We start from the raw sequence: 20,113 nt of genomic DNA, 5'->3' as shown, positions 1-20,113 counted from the left end.
GAATTTTTTGTGTTACAATACATTCAGAGGTGATTCGGTATGATAATTACGAAGATAGAAGTACAACAAAAGAATAAAGAGCGCTTCAATATTTACGTCAATAGAGGGAGCGGAGAAGAGTACGGATTTAGCATCGATCAAAATACCCTTATCGAATATAACTTGAAGTCAGGGATGGAATTAGATGAATTAGCGATTACAGAAGTTTTTTTCTTTGAAGAAAAGAGATCTGCATATTTGAAAGCCATTAACTATTTGTCATACGGCATGCGTACGGAAAAAGAAGTGTATGACTATTTACTAAAGAAAGAAATACCTCAAGAAGTAATTCGAGAGGTTATTCAAACACTACTCGAACAACGTTATTTAAATGATGTGGAATATGCAAAAGCATACGTCCAAACGCATAGTCACGTTTCTGCAAAAGGCCCTCACGTTATTGCTAGGACCCTACGTACAAAAGGGATTGGCGCTGAAACAGTTACTGCTATTTTACATGAATATTCTGACGATAAGCAAGTTGAAAATGCAGTAAAACTATGTCAGAAGAAATTGAAGTCCTACGCAAAGTTATCCTTAAAAGAGAAGAAGCAAAAGCTAGAAATAATGTTACGTACGAAAGGATATCCGTACAGTGTTAGTAGTGCAGCATTAGAAGAGCTAGAGTGGACGGATGATGAAGATGAACAACATGAGGCGCTTCTCTATCAAGCGAGAAAATACCATCAGAAATATCGAAAGTTTGAAGGATATGTGTATGAGAACAAGATGAAACAAGCGTTGTACCGAAAAGGATTTACAATTGAAATGATTGATAGCATATTAGAGGAACTACGGGAGGAAGAAGAATGATGTCTTCCTTTTTTTCATGCGTCAAAGTAACGGACTATTTAGAAAGTATAGTATACTAGTATCGATATAAATAGGATGAGGGTGAAGAGGGATGACGAAGCGTTTCAGTCAAATGACGAGGGAAGAATTGCAGCAAGAAATTATGAAGATGAAGCAAGAAGCCCGAAAAATCGGTGCAAAGCAAATGTACAATGAATACGAAGTACTTTGCCGCAAAATTACGATGGCACAGTCTTATTTATTAGATCCGAATAACTTTCCAATAAACGAAACGTATGAATTAATTGATGTACCAAATGCACGTTTCGTCCTTCAATATATGAACGGTATTTTTGGATGGGGGCACCTAGAAGGGAAAGAGGAAGAAATAGGTATTCCAATTGCATTACTGAAGAGGATTCGATAGAGGCACATATCTATTTCATCATAATTAATAAGCGACGTGTACCATACACGTCGCTTATTTGTCTGTATTAAAACTGTCGTTTTTTCGCTTCTGTCGCTAAAATAATCAAGCTTTGTGTTTGCATTGTTTGTCCATTTACTTGTGCTTTTGCGTGTTTCGGGTTAGCCCATGTTGATTCAAATGGACTAGAGTGAGCGTTAAACTTTTGCTTTTTCTTGTAGCTCATGCGATTCCCTCCACTTATTCACGATTAGTTTTCTTCTGAAGAAGCATGCATACGTTCTTGTGGATGTGTATTAATTGTTCCATCGGCGCGTTTAGAAGCAAAGCGATCTTTTGCTTTTGGATCGCCATCAAACTTATTGTTGTGTTTCTGCTTAGAGTACATTTCGCTCTTTTTCAAAAGGGCTCCCCCTTTACATGTGTAAGTGATATTCTTATAATGAAATATCCTTTATATATTTTGTCACGACACATCATAATATGTAGGAGAAAATATTCCTTTTGAGGTGGTCTTTAGATGAACGATATTATTGAGCGTTTAACGCAACAATTATTAGAAGAGAATAATCAACTTGCGGCTGGGCAAGCACGTACATGGGTTGAGTTATTATGGGAAGACTTTGAGAGTACATATGCTAAGGTAGGAAAATACCGTGGACAAGAAATGACGGAACAAGTTGTCATGCAATATATCCGTAACCATGGGAAACATTTACATGAAATTATTGCGACGAATCCAAAGTATAAGCACTTAATAAATAATGATGACTATCGTAAGCATTAAAAGGTATCCTTAATGGATACCTTTTAATTTGGTTTATCACCATAATATGTGGTTAGTTTGTTGGAAATGAAGGATGTTTCATTCACCTTACTGCGATAAGAGATTTCTACGCAAAGTTTCAACTTAGGGTACGTATCTATATAGTTGGTGATGAATCTTTAATTTGCTGCTAAATCAAGCTTCTTCTTTAATTTCTCTTCGCTAAAAATCCATCCTGTATACGAGTTTAATGTACGTAATTCTTTATCAAGGTGGACAATTGCAACGAACGGATAGTGACTATCTTTCGTTCGGTAGCGTAAATCAATAAAGCGAACTTCATACGAATCATCATACTCAAAAATATCCCAGCGATATACCGGTGAAAAGGATAAAAAAGCAGCGATATTTTCATCTTTTCGTGCCGCGTGGATAATATCGTTATTTGGAATAGGGACACGTTCGAACGTGTCTAACAGAATTAATTTTTTTCGAACGGATTTGCCAACATAGTAGTGAGATTTACTCACAATTGCTATGTGATACTGACGTAGCGAAATTGCGGGTGATACAGAGATATGTTCCACATTCGGAAATTTCGCATGGATGCGTGCGACGAGTCGTTGTTTTTGAAAAATACGAATGATATAGTAAGCTATTGTAAGTATATATGCTGTGAGAGCAATAGGACCGACGTTTACTCGAAAGAGAATGAAGGCACTAGCAACAGCGTGAATGGAAAAGATAATTGGATCAAATGTATTAATGACGCCTAGCGCAATCCATTTGTTTGAGAATGGTCGTAATGCTTGTGTTCCGTAAGCGTTGAATATATCGACAACGACGTGAAGAACAACTGCTAGTAATGTCCATAGCCATAAATGAAGAAATGGCATTGTTGGGAAGAAAAAAGCAACAAGTAAGGAAACAAGAATGGACCATGAGAGAACAGCTGGAATGGAATGGGTAATTCCTCGATGGTTGCGAATATATTTAGCGTTATTTTGTAATTTCAAAATGGTATCAATATCAGGAACTTGAGAAGCGACGATGGCCGCAATCATGATTCCTTGTACGGAAGTTGGACTCGCTGCAATGGCAGGATCAAGTGTGGCAACTCCGCCAATGGTGACACCCATAACAAAATGAGTGGCTGTGTCCATATAAGACAAACCTCCTTCTTAACAAATAGTTACTTATATTTATATCCAAAAAGAACAAGTCTAATTGTAGAAATAGAAACTTTGTTGCAACGTCAACGCAAAAAGAAATAAAAGGGGCATTTATACATGAAAGAAGCAAATCAATTAGTTGAAAACTTTCAGAGCGAAGCGTTCTGCGATGATTTAATCACATGGTACAGGAAAGAAAAGCGTGATTTACCGTGGCGCTTAAATCAAGATCCTTATCGCATATGGGTATCAGAAATCATGCTTCAACAAACAAAAGTAGATACGGTTATCCCATATTATGAACGATTCATGGATAAATTTCCATCCCTGAAGGATTTTGCACATGCAGATGAAGAAAGTGTGTTAAAAGCCTGGGAGGGACTAGGGTATTATTCTCGGGTTCGTAATTTACATAGTGCGGTGAAAGAAGTAGAAGAAAAGTACGACGGGAATGTACCGTCGACGAAAGAGGAAGTCTCTTCATTAAAAGGTGTTGGGCCATATACGACAGGTGCCATCTTGAGTATTGCATTCGATAAGCCTGAACCAGCGGTAGACGGGAATGTAATGCGTGTGATGTCGCGTGTTCTGTCTAGTTGGGAGGATATCGCAAAACCAAAGACACGTAAGTTGTTTGAAGAAGTGATTTACAAAGTTATTTCAAAAGAAGACCCATCTTCTTTTAACCAAGGGTTAATGGAATTAGGTGCACTTATTTGTACGCCAACGAGCCCGTCTTGCCTGCTGTGTCCAGTGCAGAAACATTGTCGTGCGTTTGAAGAAGGTGTACAAAAAGAACTACCGGTGAAGAGCAAGAAAACACCACCACGATATGTTCCAATGGTAGCAGGATTCTTTACGACAGAGAAAGATACATTGTTGATTCATAAGCGTGCAGATCAAGGTTTGCTTGCGAAGTTATGGGAATTTCCAAACGTAGAGGTTTCAGAGAACGGTGGACGTAAGGAAGAGCAATTAGCGATGTATATGAAAGAAACATATGGGTTAGATGTGGCTATTGATGAATACGTCGTAAATATTCAACATGTGTTCTCCCATCTCGTTTGGGATATTACGGTATACCGTGGAAGAGTCATTGGACACGTTGAAGAGAAACGAGATGTTGTCTGTGTGACGAAAGAGGAAACAGAGCATTATGCGTTCCCAGTGTCGCATCAAAAAATATACAAAGAGTGTACGGGGTTAAAAAAGAAGTAGGGAGTGAGCCTACTTCTTTTTAGTCGTGTTGGACATGTATACTGTTCGCCAACGGTTCTTCTAGATGCATTAATCCACCACGTGCCTCAATTTCTTCGACAATTTCCCGGTGAATAACATGTCCTTCGACGTTTAAATAAGGCATGATTTGTTGAAGGGAGTGATGAAAGAAAGTGAGTTCATCTTCACGCCATTTACTCTTTGGCATCATGGATAATTCAGTCATATCTCTTCCTACGTACATAATGTGCCTCCTTATACAGATTTTCACCCTAGTATGTGATTCCTTCAGGTCTTTCATGCATAGAAAATAATAGGATAATTTCATAAAAGCTGGGGAACATAATTTGCATGGAGGTGAGGACACATGACGAAAGATCGTAAAAAGGCAAATGTGTTATCAGGGGCTAGTGTTCAAAAAGTAAACAAACAGAACCAAGACTTTGATACAGAGTTTTCAAGTGAATTTGATGTACAAGTTGGGAATCTCCAACCACAAAACGAAAACCATGCAGGAAGTTTTGTACAACAATCGTATGAACAATAAGTTTCTGTAACTCCTCCACATATCGAATAGGGGGAGTTTTTTTCTTTTTGACATATAGTTACAATACTTGTCAAAGGGGAAGTGTTCTTTATAACGAATTTACTTATAGAGTAGAGAAAGTAAAACGTAGTGAAAGGAGCACCATTGCATGGAAAGATTTAATGAACTAGTAGGAGAACAACTGAAAATTATGGATCGTCTTTTATATATACAAGCAAAGATTGAACGTTATCAGGAGCAGGAAAGAGAATGGCAAGTAGCGAAAGAAGGAGAGAAGGTAGAACTTGTTCAACAGAAGTTAGCTGCAATGAAGAATGAGTTAAAGAGGATGCAGCAACAATTTGAAGCACAGACAAAGGAAGTAATCATGTCTTTTAATGAAGACATGGCGAAAGAGATTCATGTGTGAGAGGGAGTACAGGGAAAGCAGTCTATCGTATTCTTTTACTTATTGCTTGTTTGAATCTCATTGATATGGCTTGTACCTTTTATTTTTTAGTAAATGGCATTGTAGAAGAAGCGAATCCGCTTATGCGTGTTGCATGGGAGTATAGCCCAGCTTTCTTTCTTGGGGTGAAGTTACTTGGATCACTTTTATGTATCGTTATTGGAAAATACATAGCGAGGATGGAGAGGGTTCATCGAATAGTACGTGTATTAAGCATTGGGGCTGTAGGAATTTATAGCTTCATTCTTGTTCTGCATGTATATGTATTTGTAATGATATAATCGTATTAGGTTGGTAATATAGGAATGTTCTTCTATTTTTATTGTGTACTTTTGTTTAAAAACAAGGTATTAATCGTTATAATAGAAGAAATAGGACTATTTTTCATTTGAAAATGAAGAAGTACAGAAAGAAAAGAAGCGTCCAAACGAAAGAAGGGAGAATGAATGAGTTTTCCACAACCAGGAGAGAAAATACAAATACATAGTTACAAACATAATGGCGCAATCCATCGTGTTTGGGAGGAAACAAAGGTCTTGAAGGGGACGCAAAATTCGCTTATTGGCGGAAATGATCGGACACTTGTTATCGAATCAGATGGGAGAACATGGATTACACGCGAACCAGCTATTTGTTACTTTGATGCGAATAATTGGTTCAATGTAATTGGCATGCTTCGTCAAGATGGGATACATTATTATTGTAATATTAGTTCTCCTTTTATTTTTGAGGATGGTGCGCTTAAGTACATCGATTATGATTTAGATATTAAGGTGTATCCAGATATGACCTATACGTTATTAGATGAAGAAGAGTACGAAAGACACCGTGTGTTGATGGATTATCCGAAAGAATTAGACGTGATTTTAAAGCGAAATGTCGATACGTTAATTCAGTGGATTCATCAGCGGAAGGGTCCATTCGCACCGGACTTTATTGATACGTGGTATGAGCGTTTCTTGACCTATAGAGATTAAACGGAAAGAGTCTGTTGATTCGATATTCAACAGGCCTTTTCTTCTTTTTTTGAAGAGGATAGAAATCCCCATGTACGCTAACTAGGATGAAGCTGTTTGAGAAAGAATAGAACATATACGGGGGTGATAGGATGGATAGTATAAAACGCTATTTACGATTCGTGAAGCCATACAAGCTTCATATCGTTATTACAATTTTGATTGGAATTATTAAGTTCTCCATTCCACTTCTAATGCCGATGTTACTGAAATATGTTATTGATGATGTAATTGGTGGTACAGGTACGGTGGATGAGAAGACGAAGTTATTATTGATGGTCATGGCAGGTATTTTCTTTATCTTCGTATTCGTTCGTCCACCAATTGAATATTTCCGTCAATATTTTGCTCAGTGGATCGGTAGCAACGTGCTATACGATATTCGAAATCATGTTTTTGGCCACCTTCAAAAGTTAAGCTTGAAGTATTATGCAAATAATCGAACAGGAGAGGTTATTTCAAGGGTCATTAATGATGTCGAGCAAACGAAAGATTTCGTTATTACTGGATTGATGAATGTATGGCTTGATATGATTACCGTTATTATTGCGGTTACGATTATGATGACGATGGACGTAGAATTGACATTTGTATCATTACTTATTTTGCCATTATACATGATTGCAGTGAGATATTTATTTGGTAACTTGCGTAAGTTAACACGTAATCGTTCACAAGCGTTGGCAATGTTACAAGGATTTTTACATGAGCGTGTGCAAGGAATTCAGGTTACACGAAGCTTTGCATTAGAGGAATATGAGCAGAATCAATTTGCGGAGAAAAACGGTGTGTTCTTAGACCGGGCGCTGAAGCATACACGTTGGAATGCACGAACATTCTCGGTGATTAACACGTTAACGGATATAGGTCCATTACTTGTAATTACCTATGCAGGATATGAAGTTATTCAAGGGAATTTAACGTTAGGAACGATGGTAGCATTCGTTGGTTATATCGACCGACTGTATGATCCATTAAGACGACTAGCAAATTCATCAACGACGTTAACACAGTCACTAGCTTCAATGGACCGTGTATTTGAACTACTCGATGAAAAATACGATATTGTAAATAAAGAGAACGCAACTACGATTGAGAAGATGAAAGGCGATATACGTTTTCGAGGCGTATCATTCCGCTATAATGAAACAGAGGCGGATGTCTTAAAAAGTGTTAACTGTCATATTCGTGCGGGAGAAAATATAGCTTTAGTCGGTTTAAGTGGAGGCGGAAAATCATCGTTTGTTAGTTTGATTCCACGTTTCTATGATGTAACGGAAGGTAGTATTGAAATAGATAGCGAGGATATTCGGGATTACGATTTGTATAGCTTACGTCAAAATATCGGGATTGTGTTACAGGATAACATTTTGTTTAGCGATACTATTTACTCGAATATTTTATATGGAAATCCAGAGGCGACAGAAGAAGAAGTTATCCAAGCTGCTAAAGAGGCAAATGCGCACGAGTTTATCACAAGCTTACCAAATGGATACTATACGTTGGTAGGGGAGCGTGGAGTCAAGCTTTCAGGTGGACAGAGACAGCGTATTGCTATTGCGCGTGTCTTCTTGAAGAATCCATCTCTTCTTTTATTAGATGAAGCAACATCTGCACTGGATCTAGAAAATGAAAACTATATTCAAGCGTCATTACAAGAGTTAGCGAGAAATCGTACGACAATTACAATTGCGCACCGTTTATCAACCATTACACATGTAGACCGTATTTTCTTCATGAAAAACGGTGATATTGTGGAAGTAGGTTCGCATGAAGAATTACTAGCGAAGCAGGGCCATTACTATAATTTATACAATATTCAGCGGCTAGAATATGCAAAAGAACATTAGAATGATTTTCTAATGTTCTTTTTTGTCTTCAATATGCAATTCATTTTCGTCTTTATGGTATTTAAGGAAGCTCTCGACAAGTAAATCTAGATGTTCCAGCTTGTCGCTATAATCTGTAATCGATGAGATGAGCTTCATTAATTGAATCCATCGGCTGTACGATTCCTCGTCGTTTTCTTCTCGACATTCCATGAATTTCGACATAAGTAGTAACTTGTTCTTTTTGACTTCTTCTAATACATTGGATGGCGTTTGATTCTTTACTTTTCCGATGCATTTTAAAAGAATTTGTTCATGATACGTTACTAAACAATCGAGTTCGTTCTTAATCATCTCTTGAAGATCTTCTGGTACGTGATGTAACTGATTCTCAAGGCGATTTAAGTATTTCAACGTTTCGAAAGAGCGATTTGTTGTGGAAATCATTTGGCGGAAGAGGACGAGCTTACGTGCCTTCGCCGTGTTTGACCTGCGGAAATAGCTTCGTTCTTCTTTATACAACAAATAGAAATAACGTAATTTAATGTGATCTTCTTTTAACTTTGTAATTTCTTCCTTTAACGCAGTGTGATCAGAGGCTTGACGGATACTAAGACGAATCCACTTAATAATTTCTTCCGTATTCTCTGCGATATTGTGATACAATTTCGTTTCGTATTTAGGCGGAAGAAAAATAATATTTAAGATAGATGCGCATATAAGACCAACCATAATTGTCGCAAAGCGAAGCAGAGCGAATTGTAGGAAGTCTTCTCCAGCGTACTCCATAATAGAAATAATCGTCACAAGCGCAATAGCTACGTCTGCACCCATATGGAATCTTAGTGCAAGGGCAATAACAACGACGCATGTTAAGCCAATAATGACCGGACTATTTCCAAATGTTAAGGTAAAAATAACCGCGAACACCGCTCCTAAGACATTTGCTTGAAATTGTTCCAAGATTGTTTGGTAGGAACGATAGACAGAAGGTTGCAAGGCAAATACTGCCGAAATTCCAGCAAATACAGGAGAAGGTAAGTTAAAAAGAGATGCAATGTATATTGCTAATGTAATAGCAATCCCTGTTTTGATGATGCGAGCACCAAGTTTCATGAAAATGCAAGTTCCTTTCCTTATATTGATGTTGACATCAATAATAGTATAAACAATAAGATACTATACAATTATTAAAGTCGTTCTGCAAGAGGAAAGTGGCACAAAAAGTGAAAACTTTTAAACAAAATAAAAGCGGGATGCCCCCGCTTTTATTGGTTGGTTACTCTGTTGAAACAGATGGATCTGCTTGTTCTTTCACTGGCGATAACTCAATAAAGTGAGTTGCAGCATCTTGTAAGAGCACCGCAATCTTCTCTGCTTCTTCGTGCTGGGCGTGTTGTATTAACGTGTTATGGTAGCGTGATAGTAACTCGGTTACATCTTCCATCCCTTTTTGTGATAAGGAATTAATCGCTACTTTTGCGCCTTTTGCAATACGGCGCTTTATGGCATCAATCGTTAAGCCCATTTCTGGTTGGTGACGTACGTATACGACACCACCTGTCATCCCTGCACACATCCATGGACCAGGATCACCAAGGACGATAGCGCGTCCGTTCGTCATGTATTCGAATGCAAACCCTTTAATATTCGCATGTACACCAATATTTCCGTGTTCCATCTCTGGGATTGGTGTTGTAATGCTACCACCAATTAACATATCTGCCCCAGACAGACGAATACCAGCTCTTGCATCTGCGTTTCCTTGGACGACTAAATATCCACGTTGTGCCCCGTAGCCAAATCCTTTGCCGACGGACCCACTGTAATAATTCCCGTCTTTTCCTTTTGATTTCAATACGTAAATGTTGCTACCAGCTGCGGTTTTTCCAACACCATCTTGTGCCCCTCCATTTACATGTATATGGACATGCTCACTCGTATATGCTCCTAGTCCGTTTCCAGGGACTGATCCATTTGCGTAATGGAGTGTCGTTGGGATTGTTTGGACATTTCCATGTTGTTTCTCCTTCGTTTGGAAGCATGCGACACGGCTGCCTAAGTTACGCTGTGTTGGTCCAACTTGTTCGTACGTTCTAGAATGACGTAATTGCTCTACATCAAAGTCTAACGATTCAGCTGGAATATTTGCTTGCTGTTCATAAGATGTATGTTGCTCGGAGTGAACTGCTAGCGTATCTAGCAGTGGTGCTAGATTTAGTTGATTTACTCCGCTCGTTTGTACTAATAAATCAGAACGTCCAACGAGTTGTTGGGCATCTGTATATCCAAGTGAAGCAGTTAATTTTTTTAATTCTTCCCCAAAAGCAGTGAACAAGTTCATTAGTCCTTGAATGGCATTTGTATAATCACGTGGTACAAAACGGCGTAGACCGTGTTCTTTTGCTTGTGCCTCACTTTCGATTTGTGTTGCGATTCCAACGTGACACGTATCTAAATGGCAACCACGACATGTTGTACAGCCAATTGCAATCATCGATAATGTACCGAAGCCAATACGGTTTGCACCGAGTAACATAAGACGCATTGTATCTAGTGCACTTCTGACACCACCATCTGCCCAGATTTCTACTTGCTCACGCATACCAGCTTCAAGTAGCGCATTGTGTGCAGCTTTTACACCGATTTCAACAGGTAAACCAACGTGAGAGAGAGCATGGATACGAGCAGCACCCGTTCCACCATCGAATCCACTAATGTTAATGAAATCTGCTCCAGCTTTCGCGATACCAACAGCAATTGTGCCGATATTCGGTACAACAGGAACTTTTACGGCTACTTTTGCTTTGTCGTTTGCTGTCTTTAATTCACTAATCATTTGTGCCAAATCTTCAATCGAATAAATATCATGGTTATTTGACGGTGAGATTAAGTCAGATCCTTTCGTTGCATTACGTGCTTCGGCGATTTTTTCCGTTACTTTTGAACCTGGTAAGTGACCACCTTCACCAGGTTTTGCGCCTTGCCCAATTTTGATTTCTAAAAGGTTAGAGGAGTTAAGCAAGTCTGCATTTACTCCGAAACGTCCAGATGCAATTTGTTGACCGCGAGTATTTGGGTACTTGCCGATCATATCTTTAATTTCGCCGCCTTCACCATTTAAGCTAATCATATTCAATTGATCTGCTGCTTCTGCATAAGCGCGGAAAGCTACTTCATTTTGCGAACCAAATGACATCGAGCTGATGATAAATGGTAGGTCGTGTGTGCCAACAGAAAGCGACACAGATGTAGAATCTGCTTGTTTGTTGGCAGGTTGTATATTCGTTAAGTGGCGAATGCTAATTGGTGTTGCTTCTTCTATTTCTTGTAGTTTCTGTCTGTAATCGTCATATGCACCACTTCTTGCGACTTCTCCAATAGCTTTCCAGACACGAGGGAAGATATGGAACGTTTTACGCATTCTTGTTTTTTCATTATGGTAATCTTCTTGGCGTTTTCGTGCATCTTCTTTCATACTAGCAAAATCATAAGCTAGTGAATTAGAGCCTAAGAAGTTTGGTACGTTCAGTGTGTTTGCTATGTCATTGTGTAATCCAATCGCAGAGAATAAGCGACCGTATCCACGTAACTCATGGATACCAATAGTAGAGATGACTTTTTCTAACCCTTTCGTTAATGCACTATATAAATTAGATGTTGGTGTATATTCTTCTTCGTATACCGTTGCAAACATTAAGTATGGACTAATCGCATCTGCTCCTAAGCCAAAAGCGGTAATAAAATCGTGTAAAGAACGAATTGCGCCAGAACGGAGGAGTAGAGAACAATGACGACGAAGTTGATTCTCTACTAAAGCATCATTTAAGGAAGCAACAATAAGATGTGGATCGAACCATAAATGATCCTCATTGTGTGCTTTTTTATCATCGAGTACAAGTAAATGTGCTCCGTTTTGTACCGCAGTAATTGCTTCTTTCGTAAGGCGTTGTATCGCTTCTTCAATCGATTCGTTTGGAGAGAAGGTTGCAGATAAAACATAACCTGCTTGTTTCTCTTCAAATAGTCCAAGTAATTGCTCATAAGAAGCGGTTGTTTGTTCGTTTGCAAGTTGGTAGCCATGTTTTCCTTCTACTAGAATTGGAGAAGGGAGTTCGACTATTAACTCTTTTGATTGCTTTGTGTATAGGGACGGACGTTTTCCAATGATAACGCGTGTCGAGAAGTGTTCTACCTCACGATCTCGGTCAATGGCAGGGTTTGTTACAACCGCAACGCTTTCTTTTAAGAAATCAGCAATGTTACGACGTTCTGGATCTAATGCTGCAAGCGGTGCATCGTGTCCAAGGGAGCGAATTGGCTCAACTCCTTTTTCCGCCATTTGTTCAAGTAATTGAATGTGTTCTCTATCCCATCCGAATGCTGCATATTGGAATGTTTCTACTTTCTCGTTTGAGTGATACATTGTTGGTTCTCCGTAAGCAGGTAATGTGAGGTTTTGGTGATACTCGTCAATTACTAGCCGGTTACTGAGACGTGCTTGCACTTCTTTTTGAAATGTTTCATATGAATAAAGGAGCATCATCCCATTTGGTGCCCATTTCAAACCGACTTTTTCACCTGGAGCAAGTGTCTTTGGCTCTGCTACATATTCACTTGGTAAAACAACACCTTGTTCGGAAGCGAAAATATATGAACTCTCTGTTTCAAGCTTCCAAAGGGGACGTAATCCAAGGGAATCTACACTAAATACCGCTTCGTCTTTATGACGAGAGATAATGCCAGCAGGACCTTGAGCGAAATGTCCCCATGCTTCTCGGATATATGTGTATACATCTTGTTTTGCTGTTTCGTATGCTTTTATCTCATTCACAATTGGTGGGAAAAGTATTTCCAATGCCTCAAATAACGAGTATGAATGTTTAGATAGAAGTGTGTCGATTACTCGGTTTAAATCTTGTGAATCACTTCCGCCGTTTGTGAGTGGAACGTTTAACATTTCTGCTTGATCTCGTAACGTAGAAATGGTATTAATTTCCCCGTTATGTCCAAGGATACTAAATGGTTGTACACGGAAAAAGGTCGACAGTGTATTTGTTGAATAACGATTATGCCCAAGTGTCATCGTGGAAGCAATTAATGGATTGGATAAATCAGTGTAATAGTTTACGAGTGTGTCGCCGGCTCCCATTACTTTGTATACAACATGATGTGTACTTAAGGAAGCGACATGAATATCATCACTTTGTTCAAATGAGATTGTTAAGTCGAATAAGGTAGCGTCTAAATTAGCTGTTGGATTTTCTGGGATGAAAGCAATTTGCCAAAAGATTGGTTCTTCAACCTTTCCTAACGGTCCAAGTGCATCTGTCTGTGTGACAGCTTGTGTTTCATATAAGAAGTGGAATCCTTGATCTGTAATTTGTTGTTTCATCTGCTGCTGTAGCGTAACTACATCTGTGTGTCGCTTAATGAAGATGTGGCCAACAACGAAATCTTCACGATGAAGGAGGTTAGTATCAATATTTGCCCGTTGTAACTTTTCTTGCCACAGTGCTTTTGGAAGGTCCATATGAATCCCAACACCATCACCTTCTCCGTTAATAAATCCGGCACGGTGATTCATTGTAATAAGCGCATCTATACACAGGTCGATATTCGCTTTTGTTGGAATTCGTTTTTTCTCCATAACAGATACGACTCCGCAAGCATCATGCTCGTGTAAGTGATAGTGTTGGAAGGAAGCTGGGTTATGTAACCCATATAGAGATTTTTTTCTCATGTTAACACCTGCTTTCTCTTATTTTTATAAATAAAAATGATTAAATATTAATTTGTGGTTTTGAAAAATAAACTAGGGAGCATCGCCCCCTAGCCTGTTTTTTCTTCTTTAAAATGACATTAGTTGTTGTCAAAGAAATCATTGGGTGTAAGGCACAATAGTATGATTATTCATTCGAGATTGTGCGCATTGTATGCAGTTGTATTGCAATATAGAAAGTGTCCCTCTTCACTTTCTGCAAAACGATACAAATTACGAGCGTTCTTGCGTATCTATTTCTCTATTTTAATATCAACTTTAAAGAAAAACAATTATTTATTTTCAGTTTTTTCAGAAAACTGAAAGTGGATATCAAGAAAAAACGCCTTATCGTCAAGGGAAAAGGCGTTTTTATCGAGATAATAATTTTTAGAAATTGTATATTTCTTTTAATGATTTGAAGGCGAAATCAACCGCTTCAATTGTTTCGGCAATATCTTCTTTCGTATGTTCTGTTGTTAAGAACCATGCTTCATATTTAGAAGGAGCTAAATTAACACCTTGTGATAGCATTAGTTTGAAGAATTTGCCGAACATTTCTCCATCTGTATTTTCCGCTTGTTCATAGTTTGTTACGGTTTCGGTTGTGAAGTAAATAGTTAAGGCACCTTTTAGACGATTAATGGTAATTGGTGCACTGTATTTATCTGCGCAAGCACGAATACCCTTTTCAAGAAGTGAACCTAGCTCGTCTAGTTGCTCATACACACCATCTTGTTTTAGTACTTCTAAGCATGCAATACCAGATTGTATGGAAGCAGGGTTACCAGCCATCGTACCAGCTTGGTATGCTGGTCCAAGTGGAGCTACTTGGGCCATAATTTCTTTCTTACCACCGTAGGCACCAATAGGTAGTCCGCCGCCAATGATTTTTCCAAGTGCTGTTAAATCAGGTGTAACGCCAAGTAAGTTTTGAGCGCCTCCGTACATAAAGCGGAAGGCAGTAATTACTTCATCGTAAATAACGAGCGATCCATTTGCGTGTGCAATGTCATTAACAGCTTCTAAGAAACCAGCTTCTGGCATAACGATACCAAAGTTTCCAACGATAGGTTCTACTAGGATGGCAGCTACCTCGTCTTTCCACGTGTCGATTGCTTGTTTGAATGCATCAATATTATTAAATGGAACGGTAATAACTTCTTTTGCGCTATTTTTCGTTACACCTGCGGAGTCAGGTGTTCCAAGTGTTGAGGGACCAGAGCCAGCTGCAACTAATACTAAGTCAAAATGACCGTGGTAGCATCCAGCAAATTTAATGATTTTTTCGCGACCTGTGTAAGCACGAGCAACACGGATAGTGGTCATAACTGCTTCTGTACCAGAGTTTGTGAAGCGCACTTTGTCCATTGAAGGGATGGCTTCTTTTAACATTTTTGCAAATGTTGTTTCATGCTTCGTTGGAGCTCCGTATAAAACGCCGTTTTCAGCTGCTTTCTTAATTGCTTCTGTAATATGTGGATGAGCATGCCCAGTAATGATAGGGCCGTACGCTGCTAAATAGTCGATATATTTGTTACCATCTACATCCCAGAAGTAAGCACCTTGTCCGCGTTCCATTACAACAGGTGCACCGCCGCCAACTCCTTTATATGAACGAGACGGACTATTAACACCACCAACGATATGTTGTAATGCTTCTTCATGTAATTGTTCGGATAATGTATGTTTCACTTTCTTTCCTCCTAAAAAAGTATGTCCTATGTAGAAAGAAGGACGTTACGTATATAGATGTTCGCCATAAGCGGAATGAATGATTCATCTTGCTTTATTGTAGCATGTTTCATGCGGAAAGATGGAATACCATTGTATTTTTCAATCTCTTGTCTCATATGATGGAGTGAGGTGGGTTGGACATGGTGTATGTGTTAATTCTTTCTATTGTAATGGTAGGGATTATCCGTAGCTTGCAACATTTATGGCGTTCTGTTAGAAAAAGAAATTATTTTTTTTCATTTTCTAATTTATTTTTGTTATGCTCTATTTATGCAACGATATTAATTGGCTTCGGTCTTATCTATCTGTCTTTAGAAGTAATCGGGATTGAAGTTCTCCGAGAAAATAATAAGACGCTAGGAGAAACGGGAGGAAGACCGTCAGCTCATTTAATTGAAGTATGTATGTATTTTAGTGCGATTACATTATTATCCGTCGGTTATGGGGATATTGTACCTTATGAAATAGGAAGATGGATTGCGATTGTGGAAGCATTGGTTGGATATACGATGCCAGCAGCATTTGTTGTGCAAACGATGCGAGGTCGTCATCCGAGAAATAGGAGGAAATGAAAAATGGTAGCAGTAGGAACAGTAGCACCACATTTTAATTTACAAGGAAGCAATGGAGAGAATATTTCTCTTACTGACTTCAAAGGAAAGAATGTTGTGTTATATTTTTATCCGAAAGATATGACACCAGGATGTACAACAGAGGCATGTGAATTCCGTGATTTTCATTCAGCATATGAAGAGGCAAATACAGTTATTCTTGGAGTGAGCCCAGATCCATTCGAAAAACATCAAAAATTCATCGAGAAACATGGCCTGCCTTTCTTGTTATTAGTAGACGATAAGCAAGAAGCAGCAAATGCTTACGGTGTATGGAAATTAAAGAAGAACTTTGGGAAGGAGTACATGGGAATTGAGCGCTCGACATTCTTAATTGATGCAGAAGGAAAGCTTGTGCATGAATGGAGAAAAGTACGTGTGAAAGACCATGTAGCAGAAGTACTTCGTTACATTGAAGAAAACATGAAGTAAATAAGTAAAACGTCTATACACAACGAGGGGGTCTCACATATTGTAAGGTAAGGGCATACCTCCTCAGATGATAGCGTGTTGCATGGATGTGCGAGAGAAATCTCGCACTTTTTTTATGATTTAGAAGAAACTTGCATAGATTGTTTATATTTATGTATGTAATAAAAAGGGATTTGTGAAAAGTAACACAATATTCCCTTGAAAAAATAATGAAATACCCATATAGTTAAGTATGTTAATTAAATAATTAGAATAATTAAAATGAATATTTATAACATTTTTAATTATAAAAGTTTTACGTAAAACCTTCCATTTTTAATATTTTCTTAATATAATGAAAAACAGAAGAAATAGAATTTCAAGAAAAAGGAAGGTGCGAAAATGGTTGAAGCAAAGAAAAAAGGATTAGTATTACGCATGTTAGACGGCATCGAACGCGTTGGAAACCGTCTTCCGCATCCAGTGACATTATTCTTCATTTTATGCTTAATCGTAATGGGAGCTTCTGCTATCTTCGCTAGCTTAGGTGTTCAGATTGAGGACCCTAAAAAGCCAGGCGAAATGTTAGCAATTAATAGCTTACTTAGTATGGAAGGTATAGCATATATCTTCAAAAATATGATTACGAACTTTATTAATTTCCCGCCACTAGGGACTGTATTAGTAACGATGATTGGTATTGGTCTTGCGGAACGTACAGGATTGATTGGTGCGTGTTTACGTGGATTAGTAACATCTGTACCTAGATCATTAATGACAGCTGCATTAGTATTCGGTGGCGTTATGTCTAGTATGGCATCGGATGCTGGTTATGTTATTTTAACACCACTAGGTGCGGTATTATTCGCAGGTCTTGGACGTCATCCATTAGCAGGTTTGGCAGCAGCGTTTGCTGGTGTGTCGGGTGGATTTAGTGCGAACTTATTATTAACAGCTACAGATCCGTTATTGGGTGATTTAACAATTAAAGCTGCAGCAACATTAGATCCAGCATATGCAGAAGGTATGACATTAGCTATGAACTGGTACTTCATGATAGCATCAGTATTCTTATTAACAATTATCGGTACATTTGTAACGGAAAAAATTGTTGAGCCACGTCTTGGTGAATACAAAGGTGAAGTAACAGAGGAAGTTAATTATTTATCAAAAGAAGAGAAGCGCGGTTTATGGGGAGCGTTAATTTCTCTTATCGTAACAATTGGATTATTATCATTATTAGTTGTACCAAGTTGGGGACCACTACGTGAAGGTCACGCAGATATTTTAACTTCACCATTTATGTCGTCACTTGTTCCGGTATTGTTAATTTTCTTCTTCGTACCTGGCTTTGTGTATGGTGTGATGACGAAGGAAATTAAGAATGACCGTGATGTAACGAAACAATTAAATGAAACAATGGCTTCAATGGGCTCATTCCTTGTATTAGCATTCTTTGCTGGTCAATTTATTGCATACTTTAACTATACAAATATGGGAATCGTATTGGCGGTTAGAGGTGCGGAACTTATTGAGGGAGCAGGTCTTTCTGGTATTCCGCTTATTTTAATGTTTATTTTTGTATCTGGATTCATTAACTTATTCATAGGTAGTGCGTCAGCGAAGTGGGCAATCATGGCGCCTGTATTCGTACCAATTATGATGCAACTAGGTTATTCGCCAGAATTAACACAGCTTGTATACCGTATCGCGGATTCAACAACGAATGTTATTTCGCCGTTGATGGCATACTTTGCAATCATTATTGCCTTTGCTCAGAAGTATGACAAGAACATGGGGATTGGTACGTTAATTGCGACGATGTTACCGTACTCAATCGCATTTACAATCGGTTGGGTAATCATGTTGTTCGTTTGGATGTTAACAGGAATTGATATTGGTCCAAACGCTCCGATTTATTATAATAACTAAAAATGGAAAGAGCTACATATGAGCAAATTTGCTTGTATGTAGTTTTTTTATGGAGCATATTAATAAGTAGGGGAGACTCAAGTTTATTTACCAATGCTTAGTAGATGAAGGGAATTTGTTGACATAGGTCATAGGTAGGAGTACACTATTTATAAAGATTCTTAATTGATAATATATATTGTAGAAGGGGTGCGTGGCGATGCATCAACATGCGCATTTAAAAGAAGCGATTGCCAAATTAAAGCAAGTAGGTATTAGAATCACCCCGCAACGTCATGCGGTATTAGATTATTTAATAGAGGCTAAATCACATCCGACAGCAGATGAAATATACAAATCGCTAGAAGGTACATTCCCTAATATGAGTGTAGCGACTGTATACAATAACTTAAGGGTATTGAAAGAAGCGGGATTAGTGAAAGAGTTGACGTACGGAGATGCTTCTAGTCGCTTTGATTTTGTAACAGATGATCATTATCATGTTATTTGTGTAGATTGTGGAAAAATCGTCGATTTCGAATGTGACGGTTTAGGTGAAATTGAACAGTTAGCACAACATAAGACTGGTTTTGATATTACACATCACCGAATGGAGATTTACGGTGTATGTCCAATATGTAAAGAAAAAGAAGAAGTAGTTGGCTAATGGCCACTACTTCTTCTTTTTTACTTATTAAGTTTCTTCTTATTATACGTTTCATCGAACGCTCTTCCTTCTAGAGACGGATCAAGCGTCAATGTCTCTTTGCAATGCATACAAATGTCTACGCGACCAAGCAGTTTTGTAGGTTTGTTGCATGTTGGACATACTACTTGAACAGCTTTTGTCGATAACATACCAATCCAGAAATAGACAACAGTACTAGCGACAATAGAAAGTAGCCCTAATAACATGAAAATCGTCATCAATATTGGAGAGTCTCTAAAGAAAATTCCGATATACATGATGAAAAAGCCGATAAAGATCAATGAAAGGGCAAATGAACGAATCTTGTTTATTTTATTCCCGTATTTAATCCCCATTTTGTTTCTCCTTTGTTAGTTAGTGAACATGAAAATATTATGTAGAAAGAAGTATTGCTCCTGTTACCTATTATTATAATAGAAGGAGATGCTCACTTCTTTACTATATCATAGTTGAAAATAGATAGCATGAATAAGGGATTATCTTACTGAATCGGTTATTTAGTATGAGTAGAAATAAAAAAAGAAATAAAATGCTGAAAAAGTGTTGACCGAATATAGAAGGAGTGATATATTAATAAACGTCGCTGATGGACAACGGTTCAAACAGCACAAGGAAAACATTTAAAAAAGATTGTTGACAAGCATTCTTGAAAATGATAATCTTAAGTGGTCGCTTTAAGCGATGGAAGTTCTTTGAAAACTAAACAAAACATGAAACGT

At 38.2% G+C, this 20,113-nt stretch carries 21 protein-coding genes; 13 read left to right on the top strand and 8 right to left on the bottom strand.

The annotated features are described in order from the left end of the window. Positions 1–39 precede the first annotated feature (39 nt). Together recX and IEV41_RS14985 are read left to right on the top strand one after the other, a co-directional pair. Entirely contained in the window at positions 40–852 is an 813-nt protein-coding gene (gene recX, locus IEV41_RS14990) for a recombination regulator RecX (protein WP_188389320.1), read from the top strand. Positions 853–943: 91 nt separating this feature from the next. Then, the gene (locus IEV41_RS14985) at positions 944–1,258 is read left to right on the top strand and encodes a YfhH family protein (protein ID WP_188389319.1); all 315 of its coding nucleotides are present in this window, start codon (positions 944–946) and stop codon (positions 1,256–1,258) included. Between the two features lie 67 nt (positions 1,259–1,325). Here IEV41_RS14985 and IEV41_RS14980 read toward each other — a convergent pair whose 3' ends face one another. Together IEV41_RS14980 and IEV41_RS14975 are read right to left on the bottom strand one after the other, a co-directional pair. Further along, positions 1,326–1,484 carry a YpzG family protein gene (locus IEV41_RS14980; RefSeq protein WP_188389318.1) on the bottom strand — a complete coding sequence of 53 codons (159 nt, stop codon included), beginning with the start codon at positions 1,482–1,484 and terminating at the stop codon, positions 1,326–1,328. Between the two features lie 24 nt (positions 1,485–1,508). Continuing rightward, positions 1,509–1,646, bottom strand: coding sequence for a small, acid-soluble spore protein K (locus IEV41_RS14975; protein ID WP_188389494.1), 138 nt, complete (start codon positions 1,644–1,646; stop codon positions 1,509–1,511). Positions 1,647–1,778: 132 nt separating this feature from the next. On the opposite strand from IEV41_RS14975, the gene IEV41_RS14970 reads away from it, so the two are divergent. Next, positions 1,779–2,045 carry a YfhJ family protein gene (locus tag IEV41_RS14970; protein WP_188389317.1) on the top strand — a complete coding sequence of 89 codons (267 nt, stop codon included), beginning with the start codon at positions 1,779–1,781 and terminating at the stop codon, positions 2,043–2,045. A 158-nt stretch (positions 2,046–2,203) separates the two neighbouring features. Here the strand turns inward: IEV41_RS14970 and IEV41_RS14965 are convergent, their stop codons facing one another. Then, positions 2,204–3,187, bottom strand: a complete 984-nt coding sequence (locus tag IEV41_RS14965) for a metal-dependent hydrolase (protein ID WP_188389316.1) — start codon at positions 3,185–3,187, stop codon at positions 2,204–2,206. A gap of 126 nt (positions 3,188–3,313) precedes the next feature. Between IEV41_RS14965 and mutY the strand changes: the two genes are divergently transcribed. Next, positions 3,314–4,414 carry an A/G-specific adenine glycosylase gene (gene mutY / locus IEV41_RS14960; protein WP_188389315.1) on the top strand — a complete coding sequence of 367 codons (1,101 nt, stop codon included), beginning with the start codon at positions 3,314–3,316 and terminating at the stop codon, positions 4,412–4,414. 19 nt (positions 4,415–4,433) lie between these two features. On the opposite strand, the gene yfhS is transcribed toward mutY, so the two are convergent. Next, positions 4,434–4,658 (bottom strand): mother cell protein YfhS, encoded by a 225-nt coding sequence (gene yfhS, locus IEV41_RS14955; RefSeq protein ID WP_188389314.1) that lies wholly within the window; start codon positions 4,656–4,658, stop codon positions 4,434–4,436. A gap of 123 nt (positions 4,659–4,781) precedes the next feature. Between yfhS and IEV41_RS14950 the strand changes: the two genes are divergently transcribed. The 5 genes from IEV41_RS14950 (at position 4,782) to IEV41_RS14930 (ending at position 8,275) form a co-directional block, all read left to right on the top strand. Then, positions 4,782–4,961, top strand: a complete 180-nt coding sequence (locus IEV41_RS14950; protein ID WP_188389313.1) for a hypothetical protein — start codon at positions 4,782–4,784, stop codon at positions 4,959–4,961. 148 nt (positions 4,962–5,109) lie between these two features. Next, on the top strand, positions 5,110–5,370 hold the full coding sequence (locus IEV41_RS14945) for a YgaB family protein (RefSeq protein WP_188389312.1): 261 nt from the start codon (positions 5,110–5,112) through the stop codon (positions 5,368–5,370). Next, entirely contained in the window at positions 5,367–5,690 is a 324-nt protein-coding gene (locus IEV41_RS14940) for a DUF5658 family protein (RefSeq protein ID WP_188389311.1), read from the top strand. The genes IEV41_RS14945 and IEV41_RS14940 overlap by 4 nt, the downstream gene beginning before the upstream one ends. A 165-nt stretch (positions 5,691–5,855) precedes the next feature. Next, on the top strand, positions 5,856–6,386 hold the full coding sequence (ntdP, locus tag IEV41_RS14935) for a nucleoside tri-diphosphate phosphatase (protein ID WP_188389310.1): 531 nt from the start codon (positions 5,856–5,858) through the stop codon (positions 6,384–6,386). 131 nt (positions 6,387–6,517) lie between these two features. Next, on the top strand, positions 6,518–8,275 hold the full coding sequence (locus IEV41_RS14930) for an ABC transporter ATP-binding protein (protein WP_188389309.1): 1,758 nt from the start codon (positions 6,518–6,520) through the stop codon (positions 8,273–8,275). A 9-nt stretch (positions 8,276–8,284) separates the two neighbouring features. Here IEV41_RS14930 and IEV41_RS14925 read toward each other — a convergent pair whose 3' ends face one another. From IEV41_RS14925 to IEV41_RS14915, 3 genes are all read right to left on the bottom strand, one after another. Continuing rightward, entirely contained in the window at positions 8,285–9,370 is a 1,086-nt protein-coding gene (locus tag IEV41_RS14925; protein WP_188389308.1) for an FUSC family protein, read from the bottom strand. A 163-nt stretch (positions 9,371–9,533) separates the two neighbouring features. Beyond that, positions 9,534–13,997: a glutamate synthase-related protein gene (locus tag IEV41_RS14920; protein WP_188389307.1), complete on the bottom strand. Its 4,464-nt coding sequence runs from the start codon at positions 13,995–13,997 to the stop codon at positions 9,534–9,536. Between the two features lie 408 nt (positions 13,998–14,405). Further along, positions 14,406–15,710, bottom strand: a complete 1,305-nt coding sequence (locus IEV41_RS14915; protein ID WP_188389306.1) for a glutamate-1-semialdehyde 2,1-aminomutase — start codon at positions 15,708–15,710, stop codon at positions 14,406–14,408. Between the two features lie 182 nt (positions 15,711–15,892). Here IEV41_RS14915 and IEV41_RS14910 point away from each other — a divergent pair, with 182 nt between their 5' ends. From IEV41_RS14910 to perR, 4 genes are all read left to right on the top strand, one after another. Then, complete coding sequence (locus IEV41_RS14910) at positions 15,893–16,324, top strand: potassium channel family protein (protein WP_188389305.1); 432 nt, start codon at positions 15,893–15,895, stop codon at positions 16,322–16,324. A 3-nt stretch (positions 16,325–16,327) separates the two neighbouring features. Further along, the gene (bcp, locus tag IEV41_RS14905) at positions 16,328–16,795 is read left to right on the top strand and encodes a thioredoxin-dependent thiol peroxidase (protein WP_188389304.1); all 468 of its coding nucleotides are present in this window, start codon (positions 16,328–16,330) and stop codon (positions 16,793–16,795) included. A gap of 381 nt (positions 16,796–17,176) precedes the next feature. Beyond that, entirely contained in the window at positions 17,177–18,706 is a 1,530-nt protein-coding gene (locus IEV41_RS14900) for an AbgT family transporter (RefSeq protein WP_188389303.1), read from the top strand. A gap of 199 nt (positions 18,707–18,905) precedes the next feature. Next, a complete protein-coding gene (perR, locus tag IEV41_RS14895) occupies positions 18,906–19,352 on the top strand; it encodes a peroxide-responsive transcriptional repressor PerR (protein WP_188389302.1) in 447 nt (148 codons plus the stop codon). A 20-nt stretch (positions 19,353–19,372) separates the two neighbouring features. On the opposite strand, the gene IEV41_RS14890 is transcribed toward perR, so the two are convergent. Beyond that, positions 19,373–19,729, bottom strand: coding sequence for a YgzB family protein (locus tag IEV41_RS14890; RefSeq protein ID WP_188389301.1), 357 nt, complete (start codon positions 19,727–19,729; stop codon positions 19,373–19,375). Positions 19,730–20,113: the final 384 nt, after the last annotated feature.

Origin of the sequence: Priestia taiwanensis, assembly GCF_014638355.1 — a bacterium.
GTDB classification, from domain to species: Bacteria; Bacillota; Bacilli; order Bacillales; family Bacillaceae_G; genus Priestia_D; species Priestia_D taiwanensis.
Note: the sequence above shows the minus strand (reverse complement) of the source record. Positions and strands in the feature narration are given on the sequence as shown.

Bases quoted from the DNA above. Each gene is read 5' to 3' on its own strand.
- recX (WP_188389320.1), top strand. From the start codon at position 40: ATGATAATTACGAAGATAGAAGTACAACAAAAGAATAAAGAGCGCTTC.
- IEV41_RS14985 (WP_188389319.1), top strand. From the start codon at position 944: ATGACGAAGCGTTTCAGTCAAATGACGAGGGAAGAATTGCAGCAAGAA.
- IEV41_RS14980 (WP_188389318.1), bottom strand. From the start codon at position 1,484: ATGAGCTACAAGAAAAAGCAAAAGTTTAACGCTCACTCTAGTCCATTT.
- IEV41_RS14975 (WP_188389494.1), bottom strand. From the start codon at position 1,646: ATGTACTCTAAGCAGAAACACAACAATAAGTTTGATGGCGATCCAAAA.
- IEV41_RS14970 (WP_188389317.1), top strand. From the start codon at position 1,779: ATGAACGATATTATTGAGCGTTTAACGCAACAATTATTAGAAGAGAAT.
- IEV41_RS14965 (WP_188389316.1), bottom strand. From the start codon at position 3,187: ATGGACACAGCCACTCATTTTGTTATGGGTGTCACCATTGGCGGAGTT.
- mutY (WP_188389315.1), top strand. From the start codon at position 3,314: ATGAAAGAAGCAAATCAATTAGTTGAAAACTTTCAGAGCGAAGCGTTC.
- yfhS (WP_188389314.1), bottom strand. From the start codon at position 4,658: ATGTACGTAGGAAGAGATATGACTGAATTATCCATGATGCCAAAGAGT.
- IEV41_RS14950 (WP_188389313.1), top strand. From the start codon at position 4,782: ATGACGAAAGATCGTAAAAAGGCAAATGTGTTATCAGGGGCTAGTGTT.
- IEV41_RS14945 (WP_188389312.1), top strand. From the start codon at position 5,110: ATGGAAAGATTTAATGAACTAGTAGGAGAACAACTGAAAATTATGGAT.
- ntdP (WP_188389310.1), top strand. From the start codon at position 5,856: ATGAGTTTTCCACAACCAGGAGAGAAAATACAAATACATAGTTACAAA.
- IEV41_RS14930 (WP_188389309.1), top strand. From the start codon at position 6,518: ATGGATAGTATAAAACGCTATTTACGATTCGTGAAGCCATACAAGCTT.
- IEV41_RS14925 (WP_188389308.1), bottom strand. From the start codon at position 9,370: ATGAAACTTGGTGCTCGCATCATCAAAACAGGGATTGCTATTACATTA.
- IEV41_RS14920 (WP_188389307.1), bottom strand. From the start codon at position 13,997: ATGAGAAAAAAATCTCTATATGGGTTACATAACCCAGCTTCCTTCCAA.
- IEV41_RS14910 (WP_188389305.1), top strand. From the start codon at position 15,893: ATGGTGTATGTGTTAATTCTTTCTATTGTAATGGTAGGGATTATCCGT.
- bcp (WP_188389304.1), top strand. From the start codon at position 16,328: ATGGTAGCAGTAGGAACAGTAGCACCACATTTTAATTTACAAGGAAGC.
- IEV41_RS14900 (WP_188389303.1), top strand. From the start codon at position 17,177: ATGGTTGAAGCAAAGAAAAAAGGATTAGTATTACGCATGTTAGACGGC.
- perR (WP_188389302.1), top strand. From the start codon at position 18,906: ATGCATCAACATGCGCATTTAAAAGAAGCGATTGCCAAATTAAAGCAA.
- IEV41_RS14890 (WP_188389301.1), bottom strand. From the start codon at position 19,729: ATGGGGATTAAATACGGGAATAAAATAAACAAGATTCGTTCATTTGCC.